The organism is Chitinimonas sp. BJYL2 (assembly GCF_027257935.1).
Lineage (GTDB): Bacteria > Pseudomonadota > Gammaproteobacteria > Burkholderiales > Chitinimonadaceae > Chitinimonas.
Window position 1 is genome coordinate 616,472 of sequence record NZ_JANZKW010000001.1, and the last position, 21,353, is coordinate 637,824.

Consider the following 21,353-nt stretch of genomic DNA (forward strand, 5'->3'; position numbering starts at 1 on the left):
GTGGCTTTTTGTTTGAACTGCCAGCGCAAGCTTAACGGGCCAGGCGCGCATTCACCGCATCAAGCTCTTTCTCGGTCAGTTCGCCGGTCGCAGCCGACAACTTCAGCTCGTTAAGCAGATAGTCGTAGCGGGCACGTGCCAGATCGCGCTTGGTCGAGAAATATTGCTGTTGGGCATTGAGCAGATCCAGCGTGGTGCGCACGCCCACCTCACGACCCAGCTTGGTCGAATCGAGCGAGCTTTGCGAGGAAACCAGCGCCTGCTCCAGCGCCTTGATCTGCGCAGCACCGGCCTGCACGCCCAGATAGGCTTGCTTGGTGGTCTGGGCGGTGCTGCGGCGGGCGGCTTCCAGATTTGATTGCGCCTGATCGCGTAGGGCCAGGGTCTCGCGCAGCTTGGAGCTGGTATTGCCGCCGGTAAAGATCGGGATGTTCAGCTGCACGCCCAGCGTGGACGTCAGGTTGCTATTGCTGCCACGTGCAGCAGCCAAGCCACCCTTGTTCCAGGACTCACCGTACTGGGCTACCAGATCCAGCGTGGGCTGACGGTGCAGGCGGTACTTCTCGATCTCGGCCTCGGCAATGGCCAGCGCGCCGCGCTGCCCCTCAATCGCCAGACTCTTGCTTTCGGCGCGCGCCACCCAATCGTTGATATCGGCCGGGGTGGGCGGCGTGGCAGGCATTTTGGCGGCCAGCGGCACCAGCCCTTCGGCCGGCACACCGGTCAGCTGCAAGAACGCGTTCTGCTTGACCATGTAATCGTTCTGGGCGGCGATTTCACTGGCGACGATGCCGTCGTATTTGGCTTGTGCCTCGTGCGTATCGGTAATCGTGGCAACGCCGACCTCAAAGCTCTTCTTGGCCTGGGCCAATTGTTGCGACACGGCATCCTTCTGCGCGCGGACGAACTCCAGGTTGTCCTGCGCGTACAGCACATCGAAATAGGCTTGCGCCACGCGCAGGATCAGATCCTGGCGGGCCGCGGCAAAGTTTACCTCGGCAAGGCGGGCCTGTTCGCGTAGCTGGCTGGCGCCCACGCTAACGCCAGCGCGGTAGATCGGCTGGCTGGCCGTGACGGTATAGCCATAGGTGTCGCCCGAGTTCTTCACGTCCCGTGTTGCGTTGTTAGGCAACAAGGCTTCGGTATCGGTACGGACGTTGTTGTAGGAGCTGGCTACGCTGACCTGTGGCATCCACAAGGCGCGTGCCTGGTTGGTTTTTTCCTGGCCGGCACGATAGGCCGACTCCGATGCCGCAAAGGTGGCATCGTATTTCTTGGCTTCCTGATAAACCTGCAGCAGATCGGCTGCCATGGCGTTCGAGCCGGCGGCAAACAGGATCGCCGCAGTCAGGGCGCGCAGTGCGTAGCGTTGCATCGATCTATCCTCGTGTTGGATGCGCAATCTAAACATACTGATGGGTATTTTACTACCATTTTTACGTTATGCCAGCCCCCGCCAGACGCCAAGCCGGTCCTGCCACCATAGCAAGACCGGATTATCGTCCATCAGGCGTCCAGTGGCCGTTTTACCTTGTACCAAGCTGCATACAGCGCGGGCAGGAACAACAGGGTCAGCACCGTGGCGACAAGCAAGCCCCCCATGATGGACCAGGCCATCGGCCCCCAGAAAGTGGAGCGGGTCAGCGGGATCATCGCCAGAATGGCCGCGGCAGCCGTGAGCATGATGGGGCGGAAACGGCGCACCGCTGACTCGACAATCGCATGCCAGGGATGTTCCCCTTCCTTCACATGCTGGTCGATCTGATCCACCAGAATTACCGAATTGCGCATGATCATCCCGGCCAGCGCAATCACCCCGAGCTGGGCCACAAAGCCGAACGGCACCTGGAACAGCAGCAGGATGGCGCTGACGCCGATCATGCCCAGCGGCGCGGTCAGCAGCACCAGCACCATCTTCGAGATGTTCTGCAGCTGGATCATCAGCAGCGTCATCACCGTCAGCAACATCAGCGGCATGACCGCCATGATCGAGCCCTGCCCCTTGCCGCTGGCCTCTTGCGAGCCACCGATCTCGATCGCGTAACCCATGGGGAGGTCGTCCGCAATCTTCTTGATCTCGGGCCACAGCGCCATCGTCACATCGGGCGCCTGCGCGCCTTCCACATCGGCGCGCACCGAGATCGTCGGCATGCGGTTACGCCGCCAGATGATGCTCTCTTCGCTCTCCAGCTTGAGGTGGGCAATCTGGCTGACCGGCACATACTTGCCCTGCCCCAGATAGACCTTGGCGTCCTTGAGGTTGTTCAGGTCGGTGCGCTCCGGGCTGGTCAGGCGGGCGACCACGTCGATGGTGCGGTCATGCTCGCGGTACTGCGTGACCGTCACGCCCGATAGCGAGGTCTGTAGCGCCACCGACAGATGCTGCGAGGTCATGCCCAGCATGCGTGCCTTGTCCTGATCCACTTCCAGCCGCACCACCTTGACCCGCTCGCTCCAGTCGGTATTCACCTGGCGCAGATGGGGGTTGGCGCGCATCCGTGCAGCAACCTGATCGGCAATCGCCCGCAGCTTCTGGTCGTCCGGACCGGAAACACGGAACTGCACGGGGTAGCTGACCGGCGGGCCGTTCTCCAGCCGTGTGACCCGGCCGCGCACCAGCGGGAAGTCCTTCTCGAACAAACCCTGGATGCGCTTCATCACATCGTCGCGCACATGCTCGTTCTGGGTCATGACCATCAGCTGGCCGAAATTCAGGTTGGGCAGTTGCTGATCGAGCGGCAGGTAGAAGCGCGGGCTACCAGTGCCGACATAGGACGTGATGCTGGCGATATCCTTGTCGCCCAGCAGCTTGGCTTCAAGCGCTTTGACCTGGGCCTCGGTCTGTTCGTAGGTGGAGGCTTGCGGCAGCCACAGGTCCACCATCAGCTCGGGGCGGTTCGAGGCCGGGAAGAACTGCTTTGGTACAAACTTGAACAAGCCCACCGCCACCACAAAAGCCAGCAGCGTCGCCACGATCACCGTCTTGCGGTGGTTCAGGCACCAGTTCACCAGCGCACGGAAGCGCACATAGAACGGCTTCTGGTACACCGCCGACTCATCGCCGTGATGGTGCTTGGTCTCCGGCAGCAGCTTGTAGCCCAGATAGGGCGTGAACACTACGGCCACGATCCAAGACAGGATCAGCGAGATGCCGACCACCTGGAAGATCGACACCGTGTACTCACCGGCATTGGACTTGGCCAGACCCACAGGCATGAAGCCGGCCGCAGTGATCAGGGTGCCCGTGAGCATCGGGAACGCGGTGCTGGTATAGGCATAGGTGGCGGCACGCAGGCGATCCCAGCCTTGCTCAAGCTTGAGCGCCATCATCTCGACTGCGATGATGGCGTCGTCCACCAGCAAACCCAGCGCGATGATCAGCGCACCCAGCGAGATGCGCTGGAGATCCAGACCGAACGCGTACATGACGAGGAAGGTCATCGCCAGCACCAGCGGGATCGACAGTGCCACCACGAGGCCGGTGCGGAAACCCAGCGACACAAAGGACACGGCCAGCACAATCACCACCGCCTCGGCCAGACTGCGCACGAACTCGTTGATGGAGTTCTTCACCACCTTGGGCTGATCGGAAATCGCATGCACTTCAATACCCACGGGCAGCTCGCCGCGGATTTTGTCCAGCGTGGTATTGAGCTTGTCGCCCAGTGCAATCACGTCGCCGCCCTTGCGCATGGAGATCGCAAGGCCGATGGCCTCCTGCCCGTTGAAACGTAGCTTGGCGGTGGTGGGATCGGTGTAGCCACGGTACACATTGGCTACATCGCCCAAACGGAAGTTGCGGCCATTGGCGCGGATGCCGATGGCGCGGATCGATTCCACCGAGTCGAACTCGCCCGTCACTCGCAGCGCCACACGCTCGGTACCGGTTTCGACCACCCCGGCCGGCACCACCGCATTGGTGGCTTGCAGGGTCTGGAATACCAGTTGCGGGTCGATCCCCAGCGAGGCGAGCTTGGCGTTACTGGTTTCGACGAAAATCTTTTCGTCCTGCACGCCCACATATTCGACCTTGCTCACATCGGGCACATGCAACAGCTCGGCGCGGGCGGCATCCACATAGGTCTTGAGTTCGGCGTAGCTGAAGCCATCGCGCGTGAACGCATAGAGATTGCCGAAGGTATCGCCGAACTCGTCATTGAAGAACGGGCCCTGCACGCCGGAAGGCAAGGTATGGCGGATATCGCCGATCTTCTTGCGGACCTGATACCAGATATTGGGCACGACAGCCGGCGGCACACCTTCTTTAAGGTTCAGCAGCAGCTGGCTTTCACCGGCTTTGGAGTACGAGCGGGCGTACTCAAGCTCGGGCATTTCCTGGAGTTTCTTTTCGAGCTTGTCGGTAACCTGCAGCTCCACATCCTTGGCAGATGCGCCGGGCCAGTAGGTCTGGATCACCATGGCCTTGAAGGTGAACTCGGGGTCTTCTTTCTGACCCAGCCGGGTATAAGAAAACACCCCGGCGATCATGAACACCACCATCAGATAGATGACGAGCTGCTGGTGCTTGAGCGCCCATTCGGAGAGATTGATACCGCGCATGTCTGCTCCCCTTACTGACGCTTGAGCTGGCTCTCGGCCAGACGCACACGTTGCTGGTCGTGCAGCAGATTGGCGCCCGCCGTCACCACCGTATCACCGGCCTTCAAGCCTGCGGCAACCAGCACCACATCATTACGGGCACCCGCCAATTTCACTTCACGGGGGCTAACGCGTTCGGTCTTGGCATCCACCACCCAGACGCGCGTCTTGCCATCCTTGTCGATGATCGCCGTCAGCGGCAGGCTGAACCCTGGTTCGCCCTGCTGGCCCGGAAGCGATACATAGGCGGTCATGCCCAGGCGGATCGCCTCGTCGGGCTGTTTGATGCTGATACGGGCGGCATAGGTGCGGGTGACCGGGTCGGTGTCAGGGGCCAGTTCACGCAGGCTGGCCGCATAGGTCTTGTCTGGCGAGGCCCACAAGGTCACCTTCAGCGATGGCGCCTTGCGCAGTTCCTCCACGCGCGACTCCGGTACGCTGACAACCACCTCCCGCTCGCCGCTCTCTGCCACACGCACGGCCGGTGTGCCTGCCGCCAGCACCTGGCCGACCTCGGCGTTGATCGCTGTGACCACGCCAGCACGCTCGGCGCGCAGCGTGGTGTAGCCGCTCTGGTTGCTGGCCAGATCGAACTGGCTCTTGGCGGCATCAAAGCCCACCTTGGCCGCATCTACATTGGCCTGGCTGACAAAGCCACGCTCGCGCAATTGCTTGGCGCGTTCGTAATCGAGCCGTGCCTTCTCAAGCTGGCTTCTGGCCGTTGCCTGCTGCAGCACCACATCCCGTGCATCGATGCGCAGCAAGGCTTGGCCTGCCTTGACCTGCTGGCCGACTTCGACAAAGCGCTCGACGATCTGACCCGGAATCCGGAAAGCCAGCGCGCTCTCGCGCCGCGCACGGATTTCGCCCGAGTAGGTCGCGCCCAGTGCGAGTGATTCAGGTTTCACGACCACGGTGCGCACTGGACGAATGTTCTCGTGCGTGGCGACTTGCTTGCCGCAGGCCGCCAAGGCCAGCGTGACAGCGACGCCGATCAGCAGGCGATGGGGTTTCATGGCTTACTCCGTCGGGGAATTCAGGGATGGCGAGGTCGGCACGGGGCGCGGGGCCAGTCCGTGCGTCAATGTCTCGATCACTTCTTCAAGATAGCGATCGAGATCGAGGTTTTCGGTCATGCAGGTATCGGTGTGTTTCCACACCATGGCCATGACCACGGGTGCGGTGATGACCTTGACAGCCACACCGAGGTCCAGTGGCCGGAACTCACCGCGGGCAATGCCATAGGCGAGTGCACGTTTGATCAGCGCCTCACCGGGGGCAATGACCACATCACGGTGGAACTGTGCCAGCTCCGGAAAATTGCTGGCCTCGGCAATCATCAGCTTGGGAATACCGGAAAGCCGCGTCGCACCGTGAAGCTGCCACCAGGTACGGATCACATTGGCAAGCAGATCGGCGGCCGGGCCTTCGGGGTGGGCCAGCATTTCTTCGCCCTCTTGCAAGGCTGGCGCGAACGATTCACGGATCAGCGTCTTGAGGATGTCTTCCTTGTTAGCGAAGTAGCGGTAAAGCGTGCCGGCCGTGACGCCCGCAGCACGGGCAATGTCTTCCACCTTGGTCGCGGCATACCCACGTGCCACGAACAGATCGAGCGCCGCCTCCAGGATCTCGCTGGGGCGCGCATCCTTGCGGCGCGTCCAGCGGGTGACGGCCTCGACGACGCAACAACCGGCAGCGGAATCGGCCTGCGCAGGGGATGAACGGGAGTGCATGGTGTGTCGTTTCACTTAAACAAGTAAATGAATGTTCATTTATTTTTCGCACTGTAAGCCTGCCGGGCGACGAATGCAAGCGGTGTAGCCGCCCGCTGCATCACGACAACATGTGCACGCGGTAGAATCCGCCCCGATGCCACCTTCTCTTCAGGACTCCGCCATGCCTACCGTCAACCCGATCTCGGCCCACGACGCAGCTTCGACCGCTGCAGTGCTGGCCGAAGCCATGCCCTATATCCGTCGCTTCTTCGACAAGACCATCGTCATCAAGTACGGCGGCAATGCGATGACTGAGCCTGAACTGAAGGAAGGCTTTGCGCGCGATGTGGTGCTGCTCAAGCTGGTGGGCATGAACCCGGTAGTGGTGCACGGCGGCGGGCCGCAAATCAACGATCTGCTCAACCGCGTGGGCAAGCAGGGCGAGTTCATCCAGGGCATGCGCGTGACCGACAGCGAGACGATGGAGATCGTCGAGATGGTGCTCGGCGGCCTTGTGAACAAGGAAATCGTCAGCCTGATCAACCAGCACGGCGGCCGAGCCGTGGGCCTGACCGGCAAGGATGGTCATTTCATCCGCGCCAAGAAGATGTTCCTCAAGGACGACAAGAACGAGGAACCGATCGATATCGGCCAGGTGGGCGAGATTGAATCGATCGACCCCGAACTGGTGGCCCTGCTCGACACGCGCGACTTCATCCCGGTGATTGCCCCGATCGGCGTCGGCGCCAACGGCGAGGCGTTCAATATCAATGCCGACTTGGTCGCGGGCAAGCTGGCCGAGAAGCTCGGCGCGGAAAAGCTGATCCTGATGACCAACACCCCCGGCGTACTCGACAAACAAGGCAGTCTGCTGACTGGCCTCACGCCCAAGCTCGTCGATCAGCTCGTGGCCGAGGGCACGATTTCGGGCGGCATGATCCCCAAGATCAGCTCGGCGCTGGAAGCCGCTGTCAACGGCGTGAACTCGGTCCACATCATTGATGGCCGCGTCAAACACGCGCTGCTACTGGAAGTGCTGACCGACCATGGCGTGGGTACGATGATCCGCCGCGACGACTAAAACCCGTCGCGCTGATGGCTGGATGCAACGCATCAGCATGCCCGCTTGGAGGTGGCGGTCCGGACGTTTATATTGAAACGAGATCGCCACCAATCCAGGGAGACAACGCAGCATGAAAACCGCCGGTCAACTCCTGCAAGAAAAGCAGCGTCAGGGCATCTTTGCCGTGGCCCCTTCCGCCACGGTGTACCAAGCGCTGCAACTGATGGCCGAAAAGGATATCGGCGCGGTGCTGGTCATGGATGGCAACAAGCTGGAGGGCATCTTTTCGGAGCGCGACTATGCGCGCAAGGTCGTGCTGCAGGGCAAGACCTCCGCCGGCACCCCCATCACCGACATCATGACCAAGCGGGTGATGTTCGCCAAACCGTCCTACACGGTGGATCACTGCATGGCCATCATGTCCGAGAAACGCTTCCGGCACCTGCCGGTCATGGATGGCAACACGGTGCTGGGCGTGTTGTCGATCACCGACCTGGTGCGCGAACAGATTGCCGAGCAGCAGTTCCTGATCGAGCAGCTCGAACACTACATACACGGTTGAACCTCCGCGATTCAACCTGGTCACAGCCGGCCCCTTGAAGGCCGGCTTTTTCATCTGCCATGCACCCGACCTGGATTTTCGACCTCGACAACACCCTGCACGATGCCGACCCCTTCGTCTTCCCGGAAATCAACCGGCAGATGACGGCCTACATCATGCATAACCTGGGCGTGGACAAGCCCGAGGCGGACTATCTGCGCCAGCATTTTCTGGAAACCCGCGGCAGCACGCTGGCGGGACTGGTGCGTCGCGGCGTGGACCCGACGCACTTTCTCGCCGAAACCCACCGCTTCCCCTCGCTGGAGCACCAGCTTACCCCCATGCAATCGCTCAAGCGCAGCCTGAACCAGCTGCATGGCCGCAAGCTGCTGTTCACCAATGGCCCCGCCGCCTATGCCGAGCGGGTGTTGCGCGGTCTGGGCATCCGCCACCACTTCACCGCACTGCTCGCCATCGAGCACACACGCATCCGGCCCAAACCACACCCTTTCGGCTACCGCACCCTGCTTGCGCGCCACCGGCTGCGGCCGCATCACTGCATCATGGTGGACGATACGCACGCCAATCTGCGCACAGCCAAGCGGCTGGGCATGCGCACGGTCTGGATCGGCCCGCATGCGGTGCGAGACCCGTTTGCTGATCTGACCATCGACGTACTCGCCGATCTGCCGCGCGCCGCGCGCCGCATGGGTTGGTTAAGCTGAGGGTTCAGGCTGGTATTTCACACCCAGACTGGCACAATTCGCCCATTCACCCGCAGGCCCAACATCATGCTCATCCGCAAGCTGTTCAAGTTCGAGAGCGCGCACATCGTGCGCAATTGCAGTAGCGAGCGCTGCCGCTTGTCGATCCACGGCCACAGCTACAAGGTGGAAGTACTGCTCGAAGCCCATGCGCTCGATCATGGCCAGATGGTCTACGACTTCGGCCTGATGAAGGGCACGATCCGGGATGTAATCGACGCCTTCGATCACGCCATCTGTTTCTGGGACCGTGACGAGGCTGATTACATCCGCTGGGCCAAGGAATATTCGGCTCGCTGGATTGCCATGCCGGTCTCGCCCTCGGCCGAACAGTTTTCACGGCTGTTCTTTGTACTGATTGACGCGATCCTCAAGCAGACCGACATGAACAACGGCGAGGATGTCGTCACCCTGCACTCGGTCATCGCCCACGAAACCGAAACCGGTTACGCACAGTGCTTCCGGGAAGATGCCTACAACCCGCGCATGGGCGCCATTGCGCTGGATCAGGTGATTTTTTCGGACCAGTGCAAGGCTGAGTGGAAAGACCCGCACATGATGGACAGGCTGCTCCGCGGCGAGCGTTTCGTGAATCCGCACATCACCCTGCAAGTACAACCCTGATGAATCACAGCCGGATCACCACCGGCTGACGTGTACGCACCCACTCGCCGTAGAAGCGCCAGGCCAGATAGCCCATGGCGAGCCAGGGCCACGCCTCAGACAGGGTCTGGCTCAAGCCACTGAAATCACGCAGATGCCCATAGCGCCACCGGAACAGGTTGGCGACACCAGAAGGGTGGCTGACCAGTGGCCAGACTGCCTCCACCCACTGCGCCAACGCAATGCATGCCAAGGCAGCCAACGACTGCCAATGCCGCCGCAAGCGAAGCAGCAGGACCATCAGGATGGCTGCGCCAACAGCCCCGGCCAACACATTCAGATTGAACCAGGCAAGAAATTCGGTCGGCTTGAGCAAGGCCCCGGCAAACAGCATCTTCACCACCACGGCAGTCAGCACCAGCAACCAGATGGCCATTGCAGCATGGCGTCGTTGCGCCACCAGACCCGCCACCAGCAGGCCCACACCGCTGACGCTGAGCATCACCCCCGCCGCCTCCAGCACACGCAGGAACAGAGCTGCGTTGGCCACCGGCGAGGTCCAGGGCTGAGGAATGCCCAGCGGCTGCACCACCACACCAAACAATGGCACGGTGGGATTCATCTGGGCGATCAGCCAGACCACCAGCAGGGTCAGGCCCAGATCCGTGCCAGCACCCTCACGCAGCCAGCGCTGTCGCCATACATACCAGAGCCGCACCAGCATCAGGCGGGTAGACAAACCCGCCAGCAACGCCCCTGCCAATGCGCCCGCCGCATTGAACATCACGTCCAGATTGGATGGCACGCGTCCCGGGAGAAACTGCTGCACGAACTCGACCAGCACCGACAGCGCCCCACCGAACAACAAGGCCAGCAGGGGCGCGTACCACCGGCAACGCCACGCCATCGCCCACGCATATCCCAGCGGGACATAGGCCAGGAGATTCAGAAGGTTGTCCGCCAGGGTAAAGTAATAGGGGAGCGGATAGGTGTAGAAGGCAAACACGCCCTCGCCTGTGTATCGCCAGCCGCTGAACGGATACCAGCTCGTCACGAGGATGACCGCATGCCAGGCCAGCAGGAAATGCCGCCCCAGCAAGGACGGTGCGGCACCGCGCGCAAGATAGGAAATGGGCAACTGCCAGCGCATCAGGCGTCAGGACAACTCAGCAAGGTTTGATCAGGGGGGATCGCCGGGCGAGACGGGCGCCGGACATGATCGGTTCGTGAAAAAGCTTAGCATGCCCGGCATGCCCAGGCTGATACACATCGCCATCAAGCCGGGTACGCTGCACCAGTAATGCAAAACGGGAGCCTGAGCTCCCGTTTTGCATTACTGGTGTGCTGAAGCGAAGCTCAGACGCGCAGGGTATCGATGTTGCCACCCTTGGCCAGGTGATCTGCAACCCACTGCGGCTTGCGGCCACGGCCACTCCAGGTCTGTTCCGGGTTGGCCGGATTACGGAACTGGGCGGCCACAGGGCCACGCTTGCCACCGCGCTTGCTGGCTGCTTCGGCACCCAGCAATTCGTTGAGGCTGAAGCCACGCTCAGCAGCCAGTTTCTGCAGATCGGCAATCGCCTTCTGCTTGTCTTCGACCTTGCGGCGACCAATCTCGCGATCAAGGTCTTTTTGCAGCTGATACAGCTGGGGAAGCGACAGGCTGGAAATATCCACCATTTTAATGACTCCCGGATTTCAATTCGTGATTAGTCGGCAATGCGCGAATTAATTATGCAGTGACTAAAATACATAATCAACCGGCAATTGCAAAAGCAGTTTTAAATCAATGTCATGCGAATGTCATTACCAATCAGGCTGCATGCCGTTCCACCGGCTGCATCTCCCGGCTTAGCGCCGCATAGGTATTACGCAAACGGGTATCCAGCTCGGCCAATTGCTGCTGGATGCCTGTATTGATTTCCGTCAGCTCTTCAATGCGGTCTTCGAGGGTATCGGTTGCCTTGTGGATACGCTTCACGCTCTCCAGCCGGCGACGCAATTGCATCTGGTGTTCGCGCACCTGCGTCTCCATGGGCGCCATCACGGCCTTGAGCCAGTTCTCCACATCCCGGTTGGCCACTTCGTACACATAGACCACGCGATTGGCGATGGTTTCAAAGAATTTCTTGGTCAGCTTGTTCTGCGAAGTCGTCAGGATGGTGCCGAGTGTATTGAAGTGCTCGTGGAAACTTTTTTCGAGTCTCGCCACTTCCTTGTGGTACTTGAGCGTGGAAAAAGGCGGCGGGGTTACGGCACCCAGGCCATGTTCCTCACTGAATTTCTTGTACATGCCGGACATCATGGCCTGTATTTCCGCGACCTGTTCGGCCGAGCGGGTAATGTTGCCGTTAATTTCCTTGAAAAACTTTTGCATGGCCGAGGTCAGGCCCGATGAAAAGGAGGAGTTATCCATTTCAACGCGGGTTTTGGTAATGCGGTTTTTCAGGCTGTCCATGCCCAGATAGCCGAACAGCACATTGGTTTGCTGTGAAAACACGCTGCGCAAAGCCTGGAAACGCTGCATGCCGCGCTCGAAATGCACCTTTTCTTCCTGGATCTTGTCGAGCATGTGTTCAATCACATCTCGATTCTTGCCGCGCAGTGCCGTCAACTCGTCCAGCTGCTCTTTCACACCTTCCCGCCGCGCATTGAGAATGCCGCGCGTGGCAAGGACCAGGTCTTCGATTTCGGTCTGGGTGTTGTCGCGGACAATTTCCTGCTTGAACGGGATCAGGTCCTCCGACAGCGCATGTTCGAGCTGGCGGATGCGCGTCTTTTCCACCAGCGCGTGGTCGTCGTTGATCTTGGCAACCAGCCCTTTCTGGGCCGACACGGGGAAGACCTGACTGGTCTTCACACCCAGCAGCTCGGCGCTGGTCTTGACCTGCTTGTCGATCTCGGCGTTGATTTCCGATTCCGACTTGAGGCTATCCCACAGGCCATCGATCTTGTTGAGCACCACGATACGGCCACGCTGACCGCCCTGGCCCTTGCTGATGTGATTGCGCCAGACATCGATATCGGTCTTGGTCACGCCCGTATCGGCGGCGAGGATGAACAGGATGGCATGCGCGTTGGGCAACAGGTTCAGCGTCAGCTCAGGCTCGGTACCGATGGCATTGAGGCCGGGCGTATCGAGAATCACCAGACCTTGCTTGAGCAGCGGATGCGGGAAGTTGATCACCGCATGGCGCCAGCAGGGGATCTCGATCTTGCCGTCCCGGGCGGCCAGATGATGATCAGCATCGCTCTCATCAAACAGGCCCAGGCGCTTGGCCTCATCGATACTGACCCATTTCTTTTGCCCTACTTGCTGGAAGGCGGCAAGCATGGCTTCGCCTGAATCGATATCCAGGGGAATGCTGGTCCATTCCTCCGGGTAGCGACGGTACTCAGAGGTCGTGGTATCCGTACCACGGGTTTCAATCGGTAGCAGCTGGATGCAATTGGGCCGGGCCGGGTCATATTGCAGCTCGGTCGGGCACATGGTTGTACGGCCGGCCGAGGAAGGCAGGATCCGCTGTTTGTATTCGGCAAAGAAAATCGCGTTGATGAGTTCGGATTTACCCCGCGAGAATTCAGCTACAAACGCAATGTTGAGCTTGTCTTCCCGCAATTTGTCGAGCAAATGCTGGATGCGCATATTGGTTTGCGCATCATTGAGATCTTGCTCCGACAACCAGCGTTGCAATTCGCCGATCCGCTGGATCAGATGGCCACGCCACTCGCTGTAGGCCTCGAAATTCGCAACCAGATTATCGTTTGACATTGGATTTACCCGTGACTCAAGAATGTGGCGCCGGATCAGGCGCCGTGATATGCAATTAAATAGCGTGAATGGCTTTGCCGCAAGCTCGGCCATCGCCGTTTACCCGCCACTCGTAAACACCCGTCCAGCGGATTAATTCAGCGTTGACATTGCGGACACCAGAAAGTGGCACGCTGTCCCAGCTTTTTTTCAGCTATCGGGCTTTGGCATCGCAGGCAGGATTCCGCGCCACGGCCATATACAAAATACCGCTGCTGGAAATAACCCGGCTTGCCCTCGCTATCGACAAAATCCCGCAGGGTACTGCCGCCGGCTGCAATCGCCTCGGTCAATACATCGCGCACCGTCGCCACCAGCAAGTCGCTCTCCTTGCGCGTGAGTCGATTGGCCGCGCGGGCCGGCCGTATTCCGGCACGAAACAAGGCTTCGTTGGCGTAGATATTCCCGACACCGACCACAATTTGGCCATCCATCAATACCAGCTTGATTGCCCGACGCGATGCATGAGCGCTACGCCATAAATAATCGCCATGAAATGCCGGATCAAACGGCTCCGGCCCCAGGTGGCGCATCAAAGGATGCTCGAGCGCATTACCCGGCGCCCAAAGTACGGCGCCAAATCGGCGTGGATCGTGAAAGCGCAAACACCGACCACCAGATAGCAGCAGGTCCACGTGGTCATGCTTGGCCAGCGGGAAGGCCGGATCGACAACACGCAGGCTGCCAGACATGCCCAGATGGATCAGTAGGCTGCCATCGGGCAAATCAATCAGCAGATATTTGCCGCGGCGCCGCACACCCAATATCGGCTTACCGCGGATCGCCTCGCCGAGATCCGCGGGAACCGGCCAACGCAAACGGGAGTCTCGAACAATCACACCGCCGATGTGCTGCCCTGCCAGCGCTGGTGCAATACCGCGGCGCGTGGTTTCGACTTCGGGCAATTCGGGCATGAAGCCACCCAGACGGGTTAAGATGGGATAGCGGTCGAATATAGCATGCAGGCCAAGGACAATCGGATGTTGACGTCAAGCTCACGCCCTCTGGGCATTGTTGCAATCATTGCGGCCTGCTGGCTGACTGGCTGCGCCACCCCCGTTAGCGCGCCCGCGACTGCCATGGCGGCAACCCCGCCAGCACCACCGGCCGAAACCGAGGAAGCAGGCCCGGCCGTTGCACCCGCACCGATTGAGCCCGACTACCCCAAGCAGGCTCTGACCCCCGAGTTGCTGTTCGGCATGCTGGTTGGCGATATGGCGGCGAGCCACGGCAATCGCCCCCTGGCAGCCGACGCCTGGCTCGACGTAGCCCGTCAAACCCGCGACCCCCGCGCAGCGCGGCGGGCCATGGAACTCGCCTTCGCCGCAGGCAAAGTGGATCAATCCATGCAAGCGGCGCAAATCTGGAAATCCATCGAGCCCGAAAGCCCGATCGCGCAGCAAATGCTGATCAACTTGCTGATCCGCACCAACCGCCTGAACGAGGCTGAAGCCGAACTCGCTGCCTGGATGGCCAAGCGCCCCGCTGACGTACCCGCCATCTTCCTGCAGCTGGCGGCGCAATGGCCCAGCCAGAGCAAACCCGAGGCTACCCGGGCGTTGACCGATAGGCTGGCCGCGCAATACCCCGAACTCGGCGAGGCCGCGTTTGCCTCCGCTGTCGCCGCCGTCCGCGCTGGCGACAAACCCGCCGGACTGATCGCTGCCGACGAAGCCCTGCGGCGCAAGCCGGACTGGGAGCACGGCATGCTCTACCGGGCCGCACTGGGTGAAGAAGTCAACCCAGGCAGCGCCATCCCCTATCTGAGCGCGCAACTCAAGCGCCAACCGACATCGCGCGCCTTGCGGTCCGCGCTGGCAACCCGGCATGCCGATGCTCGCCAGTTCGATGCCGCACGCAAGCTGTATGCGGGTTTGATCAAGGACTTTCCGGATCAGATCGAGTTTCTGGTCGGCGATGCACACTGCGCCATCCAGCTGCAGGATTACCCGGGAGCAGAGATCGTCCTGCGTCGCGCCATCGCCTTGGGCACACCCCAGCTCGGCACCCTGCGCTACTACCTGGGTCTGGTCGCCGAGCAGCAGAACAAACTCGCCGAGGCACGCACCGAGTTCGAACAGATCACCGAAGGGGAATACGCCGCACAAGCCGCCACCCATCTAGCCCGCATCGAAGCGCAAGCCGGACGCCAGGAGGCCGCCATGGCCGCCGTCGCGCGCCTGCCGGAGCGTACGGCCGACGAGCAGATCGCCAAGATCCAGCTGGAGTCCCAGGTGCTGCGGGAACTCAAGCAGCTGGACGCCGCTCGCGCCGCACTGGATCGCGGCCTGGGCAAGCACAAGGATCACCCTGAGCTGATCTATGAACGCTCCCTGATTCATGACCTTCAAGGCGACATCGCCGCGTCGGAACGCGACCTGCGCCAGTATCTGGCGCTCAAGCCCGACAACCCCATCGGTCTGAATGCACTCGGTTACACCCTGGCCAACCGTACAAACCGGTTTGATGAGGCCGAAGCCCTGCTGCGGCAGGCACTGGCCAAGGAGCCCGACAACCCGGTCATCATCGACAGCATGGGCTGGCTCGAGTACCGTCGCGGCAATCTGGCGGAAGCCATACGCTTGCTCGACAAGGCATTCAAGAAACTGCCTGATCCGGAGATTGCCGCGCATCTGGGCGAAGCGCTGTGGCAATCCGGTCGCCAGCGGGATGCGCTCAAGATCTGGGAACAAGGCCGCAAGAGCGATCCTGCAGATGAGGTGCTGCTGGAGACCATACAAAGGCTGACCGGCAAATGAGCCGTATCGGTCTGGCCGGTCTGCTGGCCGGCGCCCTGCTTCTGGCAGGCTGCGCCAGCCCGCCTCCACCCCCTGCCGCCATCACCCAGCTGCCCGATCGCTACGCGGTCAGCGGCAAGGTTGGGGTCAACGCCGCAGGCAAGGGCTACAGCGCGCGTTTTCGCTGGGAGCACACCCCCGATCAAGACACCGTCGAGATCAGCAATCCGCTGGGCCAGATCCAGGCACGGCTGACCTTGTCGGGATCGGAGATCCGCTTCTATGACGGCAACGGACAGTTGCGTACCGAGGGCGATATCGAGACGGTCAGTGAACGCGAGCTGGGCTGGCGTCTCCCCGCCAGCCATCTGCGCTACTGGCTGCTGGGCATGGCCACCCCGGAGATCGGCGCCACCTGGCACCAGGATGCGGAAGCGCGCGTGCTGACACAGGCCGGCTGGCAAGTGCGTTACCCGGCCTGGGTGGCCGGTACCACACCCCAGCGGATACACCTTGGCCAAACCGACCTCGATGTACGCATCGCCCTTTACGACTGGAACCTGAACGCCACCGGACCATGACTGCCTTCCAGCCTTTCGCCGCCCCCGCAAAACTCAACCTGTTCCTTCACGTTACCGGTCGTCGCGTCGATGGTTATCACCTGCTGCAAACCGTCTTTCAACTCATCGATCATGGCGATACCGTCCATATCGCCCTGACAGACGACGGCACCATCCACCACGACAGCCCGATTCCCGGCGTGCCCCCGGCACAGGATCTGATGGTCCGCGCCGCGCAGCGCTTGCAGGCAGCCACCGGTTGCCGGCAGGGTTGCCGCCTGCGTATCGACAAGCGCCTGCCCATGGGCGGCGGTCTGGGCGGCGGCAGCTCGGATGCGGCCACGGTGCTGATTGCGCTGAACCATTTATGGCAAACCGGCCTCAGCCGGCACGCCCTGGAAACGCTCGGATTACAACTGGGCGCCGACGTCCCGGCATTCATCTTTGGCCGCAATGCCTACGCCGAGGGCGTGGGCGAGGCTCTTCAGGCCATCACCCTGCCGCCGGCCTGGTATGTGGTGCTCACCCCGCCGGTCGCCGTGCCGACCGCAGAGATATTTTCAGACCCCGGCTTGACACGTAATACCAAGCCCATAATAATGTCGACCTTTCCGAGCGACGGGGTCAGAAATGATCTGGAAACAGTCGCCAAACGGAAATACCCGATCATTGCCAATTACATTGAATGGCTGAATCAATTCAGCCCCGCAATGATGACCGGATCGGGGGCTTGTGTGTTTGCTGCATTCAGCACCCAAGCCGACGCCGAGCGCGTCATGACTGCCTTGCCCGCCACCATGCAAGGATTTGTCGCGCAAGGCTTGATGCAGCATCCTTTGTTTGATTTGCTGGATTGATTGGCTGTCATAATCAATCGGGCAGATTTAGGGGAGTCGCCAAGTGGTAAGGCATCGGATTTTGATTCCGACATTCGTAGGTTCGATCCCTACCTCCCCTGCCAAATTCTCCGGGGCGTAAATGCGCACCGTCAGTAGCAAGCCGAACCAGAAAGCGTGTAATAACGATTACACGCTTTCTTTTTTTGTCGAGGACAATGCCATGGCCTACGAAAAGTTGATGATCTTTACCGGCAACGCGCACCCGCAGCTCGCGGATGACGTTGCCAAGCATCTGGACATCACCGTAGGCCGCGCGTCGGTTGGTCGCTTCAGCGACGGCGAGTGCACGGTCGAACTGCTCGAGAACGTGCGTGGCCGCGATGTGTTCGTGCTGCAATCGACCTGTGCCCCCACCAATGACAACCTGATGGAAGTCCTGCTGATGGTCGATTCGCTCAAGCGCGCATCGGCCGGCCGGATCACCGCCGCCATGCCCTACTTCGGCTATGCGCGCCAAGACCGTCGTCCGCGTTCGGCCCGCGTGCCGATCTCGGCCAAGGTTGTGGCCAACATGCTGCAAGCCGCCGGCGTGGACCGCCTGCTGACGGTGGACCTGCACGCCGACCAGATCCAGGGCTTCTTCGACATCCCCGTGGACAATATCTACGCTACGCCCGTACTGCTCGATGACGTGCGTACCAAGAACTACGAAGACCTGATGGTGGTCTCGCCAGACGTGGGCGGCGTGCTGCGTGCCCGCGCCATGGCCAAGCAGCTCAACTGCGAGCTGGCCATCATCGACAAACGTCGCCCCAAGGCCAATGTGGCTGAGGTGATGCACATCATTGGTGAAGTCGAAGGCCGCACCTGCCTGATCATGGATGACATGGTCGACACCGCCAATACCCTGTGCAAGGCTGCCGAAGCCCTCAAGAAGCATGGTGCCAAGCGCGTGCTGGCCTATGCCACGCACCCGGTACTGTCGGGCCCGGCCATCGAACGCATCACCCAGTCGGAACTGGATGAGCTGGTCGTTACCGATACCATCCCACTCAGCGATGCCGCCCGCAAGTCCGAGCGCATCCGCGTGGTCAGCCTGGCACCGCTGTTGGCCGAGACCTTGCGTCGCATCAATAACGAAGAGTCGGTCTCCACCCTTTTCGTCGATTAAGCATTTCGCAGCCGGCAACCGTCGGCTGCATAACCGGGCGTCATCTGGTCGCGGATGATGCCTTTTGTATCAGGAGCAAGACCCATGACTATCGAAGTTATCGCTACCAAGCGCGTCGAACAGGGTACGGGTGCGAGCCGCCGCCTGCGTCGCGCTGGCAAGGTCCCCGGCATCATCTACGGTGGCAATGCCGAACCTGTGGCCATCGAACTGGACCACAACAACCTGTACCACGCCATGCAGCACGAAGCCTTCCACGCTTCGATCCTGTCGCTGAACGTCGACGGCAAGACCGAAACCGTGCTGCTGCGTGACGCCCAGTACCACCCCTGGAAGCAGATCGTGAACCACGTGGACTTCCAGCGCGTTGACGCCAGCCAGAAGATCCATATCAAGGTTCCGCTGCACTTCATCAACGCCGACGTGGCCCCTGGCGTGAAGCTGGGCGGCGGCATCGTGTCGCACGTGATGACCGACGCCGATGTCGAGTGCCTGCCGGGCAAGCTGCCAGAGTTCATCGAAGTTGACCTGAAGACGCTCGAAGCCGGTCACTCGATCCACCTGGCCGACATCACGCTGCCGGAAGGCGTTGCCTTTGTTGCCCTGAAGCATGGCGACAATGCAACCGTCGCGACCATCCTGTCGGTTCGCGGTGCTGCTACGGAAGAAGCTGCTGCCGAGTAATCAGCACGCAGTCTGATGACGGCTCGTCGCCCCTTGGGCCGGCGAGCCGTTTTCGTTTTTGGACTTCGCGATTCAGGATTTCTCATGAGCAGTGCCTCCACACCGCCCATCCGTCTGGTTGTCGGTCTTGGCAACCCCGGTGCCGAGTACGCCGAAACCCGCCATAACGCCGGCTTCTGGTGGGTGGATGCGCTCGCCCGCGAGCTGGGCACCACGCTGCAGGTCGAAAGCAAGTTTCTCGGGCTGGCCGGCCGCGTACGCGGCGGCGAGGCCGAGCTCTGGCTGCTGGAACCCAGTACCTATATGAATCGCTCCGGCCAGTCGGTTGCGGCGCTTGCGCGCTTTTACAAGATTGCGCCCGAAGCCATCCTCGTGGTGCACGATGAACTGGATCTGCTGCCCGGCGAAGCCAAGCTCAAACAGGGCGGCGGACATGCGGGCCACAATGGCCTCAAGGACATCCAGGCGCTGCTGGGCACACCCGACTTCTGGCGCTTACGGCTCGGTGTCGGCCACCCGCGCACACTGAACCTGAATCAGCCGGTAGCCGATTTCGTATTGCACCGGCCGCGCCAGAACGAGCAGCCGCTGATCGACGAGGCCATTGGCCGCACGCTGGCGGCCTGGCCGATGCTGGCCAAGGGCGACTTTGCCAAGGCGACAATGAAGATCAACGCCAAGCCCAAACCCGCCAAAGCCGACAGCTGATCGCCTACCGTTTAGAATCACGTTTTTGCTGACATCAGCATCACGCATCAAGTAAAGGAAGCACCCCATGAGCCTCAAGTGCGGCATCGTCGGACTACCCAATGTCGGCAAATCGACCCTCTTCAACGCCCTGACCAAGGCGGGCATCGAAGCGGCCAACTACCCCTTCTGCACCATCGAGCCGAACGTCGGCGTGGTGGAAGTGCCGGACCCGCGTTTGCAACAGCTGGCCGCCATCATCAACCCTCAGAAGATCGTGCCGGCCATTGTCGAGTTCGTCGATATTGCCGGCCTGGTGGCGGGCGCCTCCAAGGGTGAAGGTCTGGGCAACCAGTTCCTTGCCAATATCCGTGAGACCGACGCCATCGTGAATGTGGTGCGCTGCTTCAACGACGACAACATCGTCCACGTGGCCGGCAAAGTCGACCCGATCGACGACATCATCGTCATTGGCACCGAACTGGCTCTGGCTGACCTCGCCACCGTGGAAAAAGCCATCCAGCGCGATGGCAAGAAGGCCAAGAGCGGCGACAAGGAAGCGATTGCCCTGGTCAAGGTGCTCGAAAAGCTGGTGCCGCATCTGAACGAGGGCAACCCCGCCCGCTCAGCCGGCCTGAGCGATGACGAAAAGCTGCTGATCAAGTCCCTGTGCCTGCTGACCATCAAGCCGGCCATGTATGTGGCCAATGTGGCCGAGGGCGGCTTCGAGAACAACCCCCTGCTCGACAAGGTCAAGGCCCACGCAGCCGGCGAGGGTGCACCGGTAGTAGCCGTTTGCGCCGCCATCGAATCCGAGATTGCCGAGCTGGACGATGCCGACAAGGCCGAGTTCCTGGCTGAGCTGGGCCAGGCCGAGCCGGGCCTGAATCGCCTGATCCGCGCTGCCTTCCAGTTGCTGGGGCTGCAGACCTACTTCACCGCCGGCGTGAAAGAAGTCCGTGCCTGGACCATCCATATCGGCGACACCGCCCCGCAGGCAGCCGGCGTGATCCACACCGATTTCGAGCGCGGCTTCATTCGCGCGCAGACGATTTCCTTTGATGACTTCATTGCCTACAAGGGCGAACAGGGCGCCAAGGAAGCCGGCAAGATGCGGGCCGAAGGCAAGGAATACGTGGTCAAGGATGGCGACGTCCTGAACTTCCTGTTTAACGTCTGATCTTTCATCGGACTGTCACGAACAAGCACTACCTTAGCGAGGACAAGCAAGATGGCCAGAATGGTGAATTGCGTCAAACTCGGCCGCGAGGCCGAAGGGCTGGATTTCGCGCCGCTGCCGGGCGAATTGGGCAAGAAGATTTTCGACACGGTTTCCAAAGAGGCCTGGCAGGCCTGGGTGAAGCACCAGACCATGCTGATCAACGAAAATCGGCTCAACCTGGCCGACAGCAAGGCACGCGCCTATCTGTCGCAGCAGATGCAGAACTACTTCTTTGGCAGTGGCGCTGTCGATGCCGCGCAGGGCTACGTTCCGCCTTCGGCGTAACGCAGTCTCCCTTCCGATGGCCGCCCAGTGCGGCCATTGTGTTTTTGGCGTCGACCCCGGCAATGGTCACC

General features: G+C 61.0%; 20 protein-coding genes and 1 tRNA gene. 13 read left to right on the top strand and 8 right to left on the bottom strand.

The window, feature by feature from the left end:
* Positions 1-31: 31 nt before the first annotated feature.
* The 4 genes from O9X62_RS02935 to O9X62_RS02950 form a co-directional block, all read right to left on the bottom strand.
* Positions 32-1,375 (bottom strand): TolC family outer membrane protein, encoded by a 1,344-nt coding sequence (locus O9X62_RS02935; protein ID WP_269531272.1) that lies wholly within the window; start codon positions 1,373-1,375, stop codon positions 32-34.
* 131 nt (positions 1,376-1,506) lie between these two features.
* Positions 1,507-4,560, bottom strand: coding sequence for an efflux RND transporter permease subunit (locus tag O9X62_RS02940; protein WP_269531273.1), 3,054 nt, complete (start codon positions 4,558-4,560; stop codon positions 1,507-1,509).
* Between the two features lie 11 nt (positions 4,561-4,571).
* Positions 4,572-5,615 carry an efflux RND transporter periplasmic adaptor subunit gene (locus O9X62_RS02945; protein ID WP_269531274.1) on the bottom strand — a complete coding sequence of 348 codons (1,044 nt, stop codon included), beginning with the start codon at positions 5,613-5,615 and terminating at the stop codon, positions 4,572-4,574.
* A gap of 3 nt (positions 5,616-5,618) precedes the next feature.
* On the bottom strand, positions 5,619-6,332 hold the full coding sequence (locus O9X62_RS02950; protein ID WP_269531275.1) for a TetR/AcrR family transcriptional regulator: 714 nt from the start codon (positions 6,330-6,332) through the stop codon (positions 5,619-5,621).
* A 163-nt stretch (positions 6,333-6,495) separates the two neighbouring features.
* On the opposite strand from O9X62_RS02950, the gene argB reads away from it, so the two are divergent.
* The 4 genes from argB (at position 6,496) to O9X62_RS02970 (ending at position 9,306) form a co-directional block, all read left to right on the top strand.
* Complete coding sequence (gene argB / locus O9X62_RS02955; RefSeq protein ID WP_269531276.1) at positions 6,496-7,395, top strand: acetylglutamate kinase; 900 nt, start codon at positions 6,496-6,498, stop codon at positions 7,393-7,395.
* Positions 7,396-7,507: 112 nt separating this feature from the next.
* On the top strand, positions 7,508-7,939 hold the full coding sequence (locus O9X62_RS02960) for a CBS domain-containing protein (RefSeq protein WP_269531277.1): 432 nt from the start codon (positions 7,508-7,510) through the stop codon (positions 7,937-7,939).
* A gap of 59 nt (positions 7,940-7,998) precedes the next feature.
* Positions 7,999-8,643, top strand: coding sequence for a pyrimidine 5'-nucleotidase (locus O9X62_RS02965; RefSeq protein ID WP_269531278.1), 645 nt, complete (start codon positions 7,999-8,001; stop codon positions 8,641-8,643).
* Positions 8,644-8,709: 66 nt separating this feature from the next.
* Positions 8,710-9,306, top strand: a complete 597-nt coding sequence (locus O9X62_RS02970) for a 6-carboxytetrahydropterin synthase (RefSeq protein WP_269531279.1) — start codon at positions 8,710-8,712, stop codon at positions 9,304-9,306.
* Positions 9,307-9,310: 4 nt separating this feature from the next.
* Here O9X62_RS02970 and O9X62_RS02975 read toward each other — a convergent pair whose 3' ends face one another.
* The 4 genes from O9X62_RS02975 to mutM form a co-directional block, all read right to left on the bottom strand.
* On the bottom strand, positions 9,311-10,435 hold the full coding sequence (locus tag O9X62_RS02975) for a VanZ family protein (protein WP_269531280.1): 1,125 nt from the start codon (positions 10,433-10,435) through the stop codon (positions 9,311-9,313).
* Positions 10,436-10,641: 206 nt separating this feature from the next.
* The gene (locus O9X62_RS02980; protein ID WP_269531281.1) at positions 10,642-10,965 is read right to left on the bottom strand and encodes an H-NS histone family protein; all 324 of its coding nucleotides are present in this window, start codon (positions 10,963-10,965) and stop codon (positions 10,642-10,644) included.
* A 133-nt stretch (positions 10,966-11,098) separates the two neighbouring features.
* A complete protein-coding gene (locus tag O9X62_RS02985; protein WP_269531282.1) occupies positions 11,099-13,057 on the bottom strand; it encodes a dynamin family protein in 1,959 nt (652 codons plus the stop codon).
* A 137-nt stretch (positions 13,058-13,194) separates the two neighbouring features.
* The gene (gene mutM / locus O9X62_RS02990) at positions 13,195-14,010 is read right to left on the bottom strand and encodes a bifunctional DNA-formamidopyrimidine glycosylase/DNA-(apurinic or apyrimidinic site) lyase (RefSeq protein WP_269531283.1); all 816 of its coding nucleotides are present in this window, start codon (positions 14,008-14,010) and stop codon (positions 13,195-13,197) included.
* A gap of 165 nt (positions 14,011-14,175) precedes the next feature.
* Between mutM and O9X62_RS02995 the strand changes: the two genes are divergently transcribed.
* The 9 genes from O9X62_RS02995 (at position 14,176) to O9X62_RS03035 (ending at position 21,282) form a co-directional block, all read left to right on the top strand.
* Entirely contained in the window at positions 14,176-15,855 is a 1,680-nt protein-coding gene (locus O9X62_RS02995) for a tetratricopeptide repeat protein (RefSeq protein WP_269531284.1), read from the top strand.
* Positions 15,852-16,415 carry a lipoprotein insertase outer membrane protein LolB gene (gene lolB / locus O9X62_RS03000; RefSeq protein WP_269531285.1) on the top strand — a complete coding sequence of 188 codons (564 nt, stop codon included), beginning with the start codon at positions 15,852-15,854 and terminating at the stop codon, positions 16,413-16,415. Before O9X62_RS02995 ends, lolB begins: the two co-directional genes overlap by 4 nt.
* Positions 16,412-17,251, top strand: coding sequence for a 4-(cytidine 5'-diphospho)-2-C-methyl-D-erythritol kinase (gene ispE / locus O9X62_RS03005; protein WP_269531286.1), 840 nt, complete (start codon positions 16,412-16,414; stop codon positions 17,249-17,251). Before lolB ends, ispE begins: the two co-directional genes overlap by 4 nt.
* Positions 17,252-17,280: 29 nt before the next feature.
* A tRNA-Gln gene (locus O9X62_RS03010) sits at positions 17,281-17,355 on the top strand.
* Between the two features lie 98 nt (positions 17,356-17,453).
* Complete coding sequence (locus tag O9X62_RS03015) at positions 17,454-18,404, top strand: ribose-phosphate pyrophosphokinase (RefSeq protein ID WP_269531839.1); 951 nt, start codon at positions 17,454-17,456, stop codon at positions 18,402-18,404.
* An 84-nt stretch (positions 18,405-18,488) separates the two neighbouring features.
* Positions 18,489-19,088 carry a 50S ribosomal protein L25/general stress protein Ctc gene (locus tag O9X62_RS03020; RefSeq protein WP_308446415.1) on the top strand — a complete coding sequence of 200 codons (600 nt, stop codon included), beginning with the start codon at positions 18,489-18,491 and terminating at the stop codon, positions 19,086-19,088.
* A gap of 84 nt (positions 19,089-19,172) precedes the next feature.
* Positions 19,173-19,796 carry an aminoacyl-tRNA hydrolase gene (pth, locus tag O9X62_RS03025; protein ID WP_269531287.1) on the top strand — a complete coding sequence of 208 codons (624 nt, stop codon included), beginning with the start codon at positions 19,173-19,175 and terminating at the stop codon, positions 19,794-19,796.
* Positions 19,797-19,863: 67 nt separating this feature from the next.
* Positions 19,864-20,955, top strand: a complete 1,092-nt coding sequence (gene ychF, locus O9X62_RS03030) for a redox-regulated ATPase YchF (protein ID WP_269531288.1) — start codon at positions 19,864-19,866, stop codon at positions 20,953-20,955.
* 51 nt (positions 20,956-21,006) lie between these two features.
* The gene (locus O9X62_RS03035) at positions 21,007-21,282 is read left to right on the top strand and encodes an oxidative damage protection protein (protein ID WP_269531289.1); all 276 of its coding nucleotides are present in this window, start codon (positions 21,007-21,009) and stop codon (positions 21,280-21,282) included.
* The last annotated feature ends 71 nt before the right edge of the window (positions 21,283-21,353 follow it).

Excerpts from the sequence above, each read along its gene's own strand:
- ispE (WP_269531286.1), top strand. The coding sequence starts at position 16,412 with ATGACTGCCTTCCAGCCTTTCGCCGCCCCCGCAAAACTCAACCTGTTC.
- O9X62_RS02970 (WP_269531279.1), top strand. The coding sequence starts at position 8,710 with ATGCTCATCCGCAAGCTGTTCAAGTTCGAGAGCGCGCACATCGTGCGC.
- O9X62_RS03035 (WP_269531289.1), top strand. The coding sequence starts at position 21,007 with ATGGCCAGAATGGTGAATTGCGTCAAACTCGGCCGCGAGGCCGAAGGG.
- O9X62_RS02960 (WP_269531277.1), top strand. The coding sequence starts at position 7,508 with ATGAAAACCGCCGGTCAACTCCTGCAAGAAAAGCAGCGTCAGGGCATC.
- O9X62_RS02965 (WP_269531278.1), top strand. The coding sequence starts at position 7,999 with ATGCACCCGACCTGGATTTTCGACCTCGACAACACCCTGCACGATGCC.
- lolB (WP_269531285.1), top strand. The coding sequence starts at position 15,852 with ATGAGCCGTATCGGTCTGGCCGGTCTGCTGGCCGGCGCCCTGCTTCTG.
- O9X62_RS02985 (WP_269531282.1), bottom strand. The coding sequence starts at position 13,057 with ATGTCAAACGATAATCTGGTTGCGAATTTCGAGGCCTACAGCGAGTGG.
- O9X62_RS02995 (WP_269531284.1), top strand. The coding sequence starts at position 14,176 with ATGGCGGCAACCCCGCCAGCACCACCGGCCGAAACCGAGGAAGCAGGC.
- O9X62_RS02950 (WP_269531275.1), bottom strand. The coding sequence starts at position 6,332 with ATGCACTCCCGTTCATCCCCTGCGCAGGCCGATTCCGCTGCCGGTTGT.
- argB (WP_269531276.1), top strand. The coding sequence starts at position 6,496 with ATGCCTACCGTCAACCCGATCTCGGCCCACGACGCAGCTTCGACCGCT.
- O9X62_RS02945 (WP_269531274.1), bottom strand. The coding sequence starts at position 5,615 with ATGAAACCCCATCGCCTGCTGATCGGCGTCGCTGTCACGCTGGCCTTG.
- O9X62_RS02975 (WP_269531280.1), bottom strand. The coding sequence starts at position 10,435 with ATGCGCTGGCAGTTGCCCATTTCCTATCTTGCGCGCGGTGCCGCACCG.
- ychF (WP_269531288.1), top strand. The coding sequence starts at position 19,864 with ATGAGCCTCAAGTGCGGCATCGTCGGACTACCCAATGTCGGCAAATCG.
- mutM (WP_269531283.1), bottom strand. The coding sequence starts at position 14,010 with ATGCCCGAATTGCCCGAAGTCGAAACCACGCGCCGCGGTATTGCACCA.
- O9X62_RS03020 (WP_308446415.1), top strand. The coding sequence starts at position 18,489 with ATGACTATCGAAGTTATCGCTACCAAGCGCGTCGAACAGGGTACGGGT.
- O9X62_RS02980 (WP_269531281.1), bottom strand. The coding sequence starts at position 10,965 with ATGGTGGATATTTCCAGCCTGTCGCTTCCCCAGCTGTATCAGCTGCAA.
- O9X62_RS02935 (WP_269531272.1), bottom strand. The coding sequence starts at position 1,375 with ATGCAACGCTACGCACTGCGCGCCCTGACTGCGGCGATCCTGTTTGCC.
- O9X62_RS02940 (WP_269531273.1), bottom strand. The coding sequence starts at position 4,560 with ATGCGCGGTATCAATCTCTCCGAATGGGCGCTCAAGCACCAGCAGCTC.
- O9X62_RS03015 (WP_269531839.1), top strand. The coding sequence starts at position 17,454 with ATGGCCTACGAAAAGTTGATGATCTTTACCGGCAACGCGCACCCGCAG.
- pth (WP_269531287.1), top strand. The coding sequence starts at position 19,173 with ATGAGCAGTGCCTCCACACCGCCCATCCGTCTGGTTGTCGGTCTTGGC.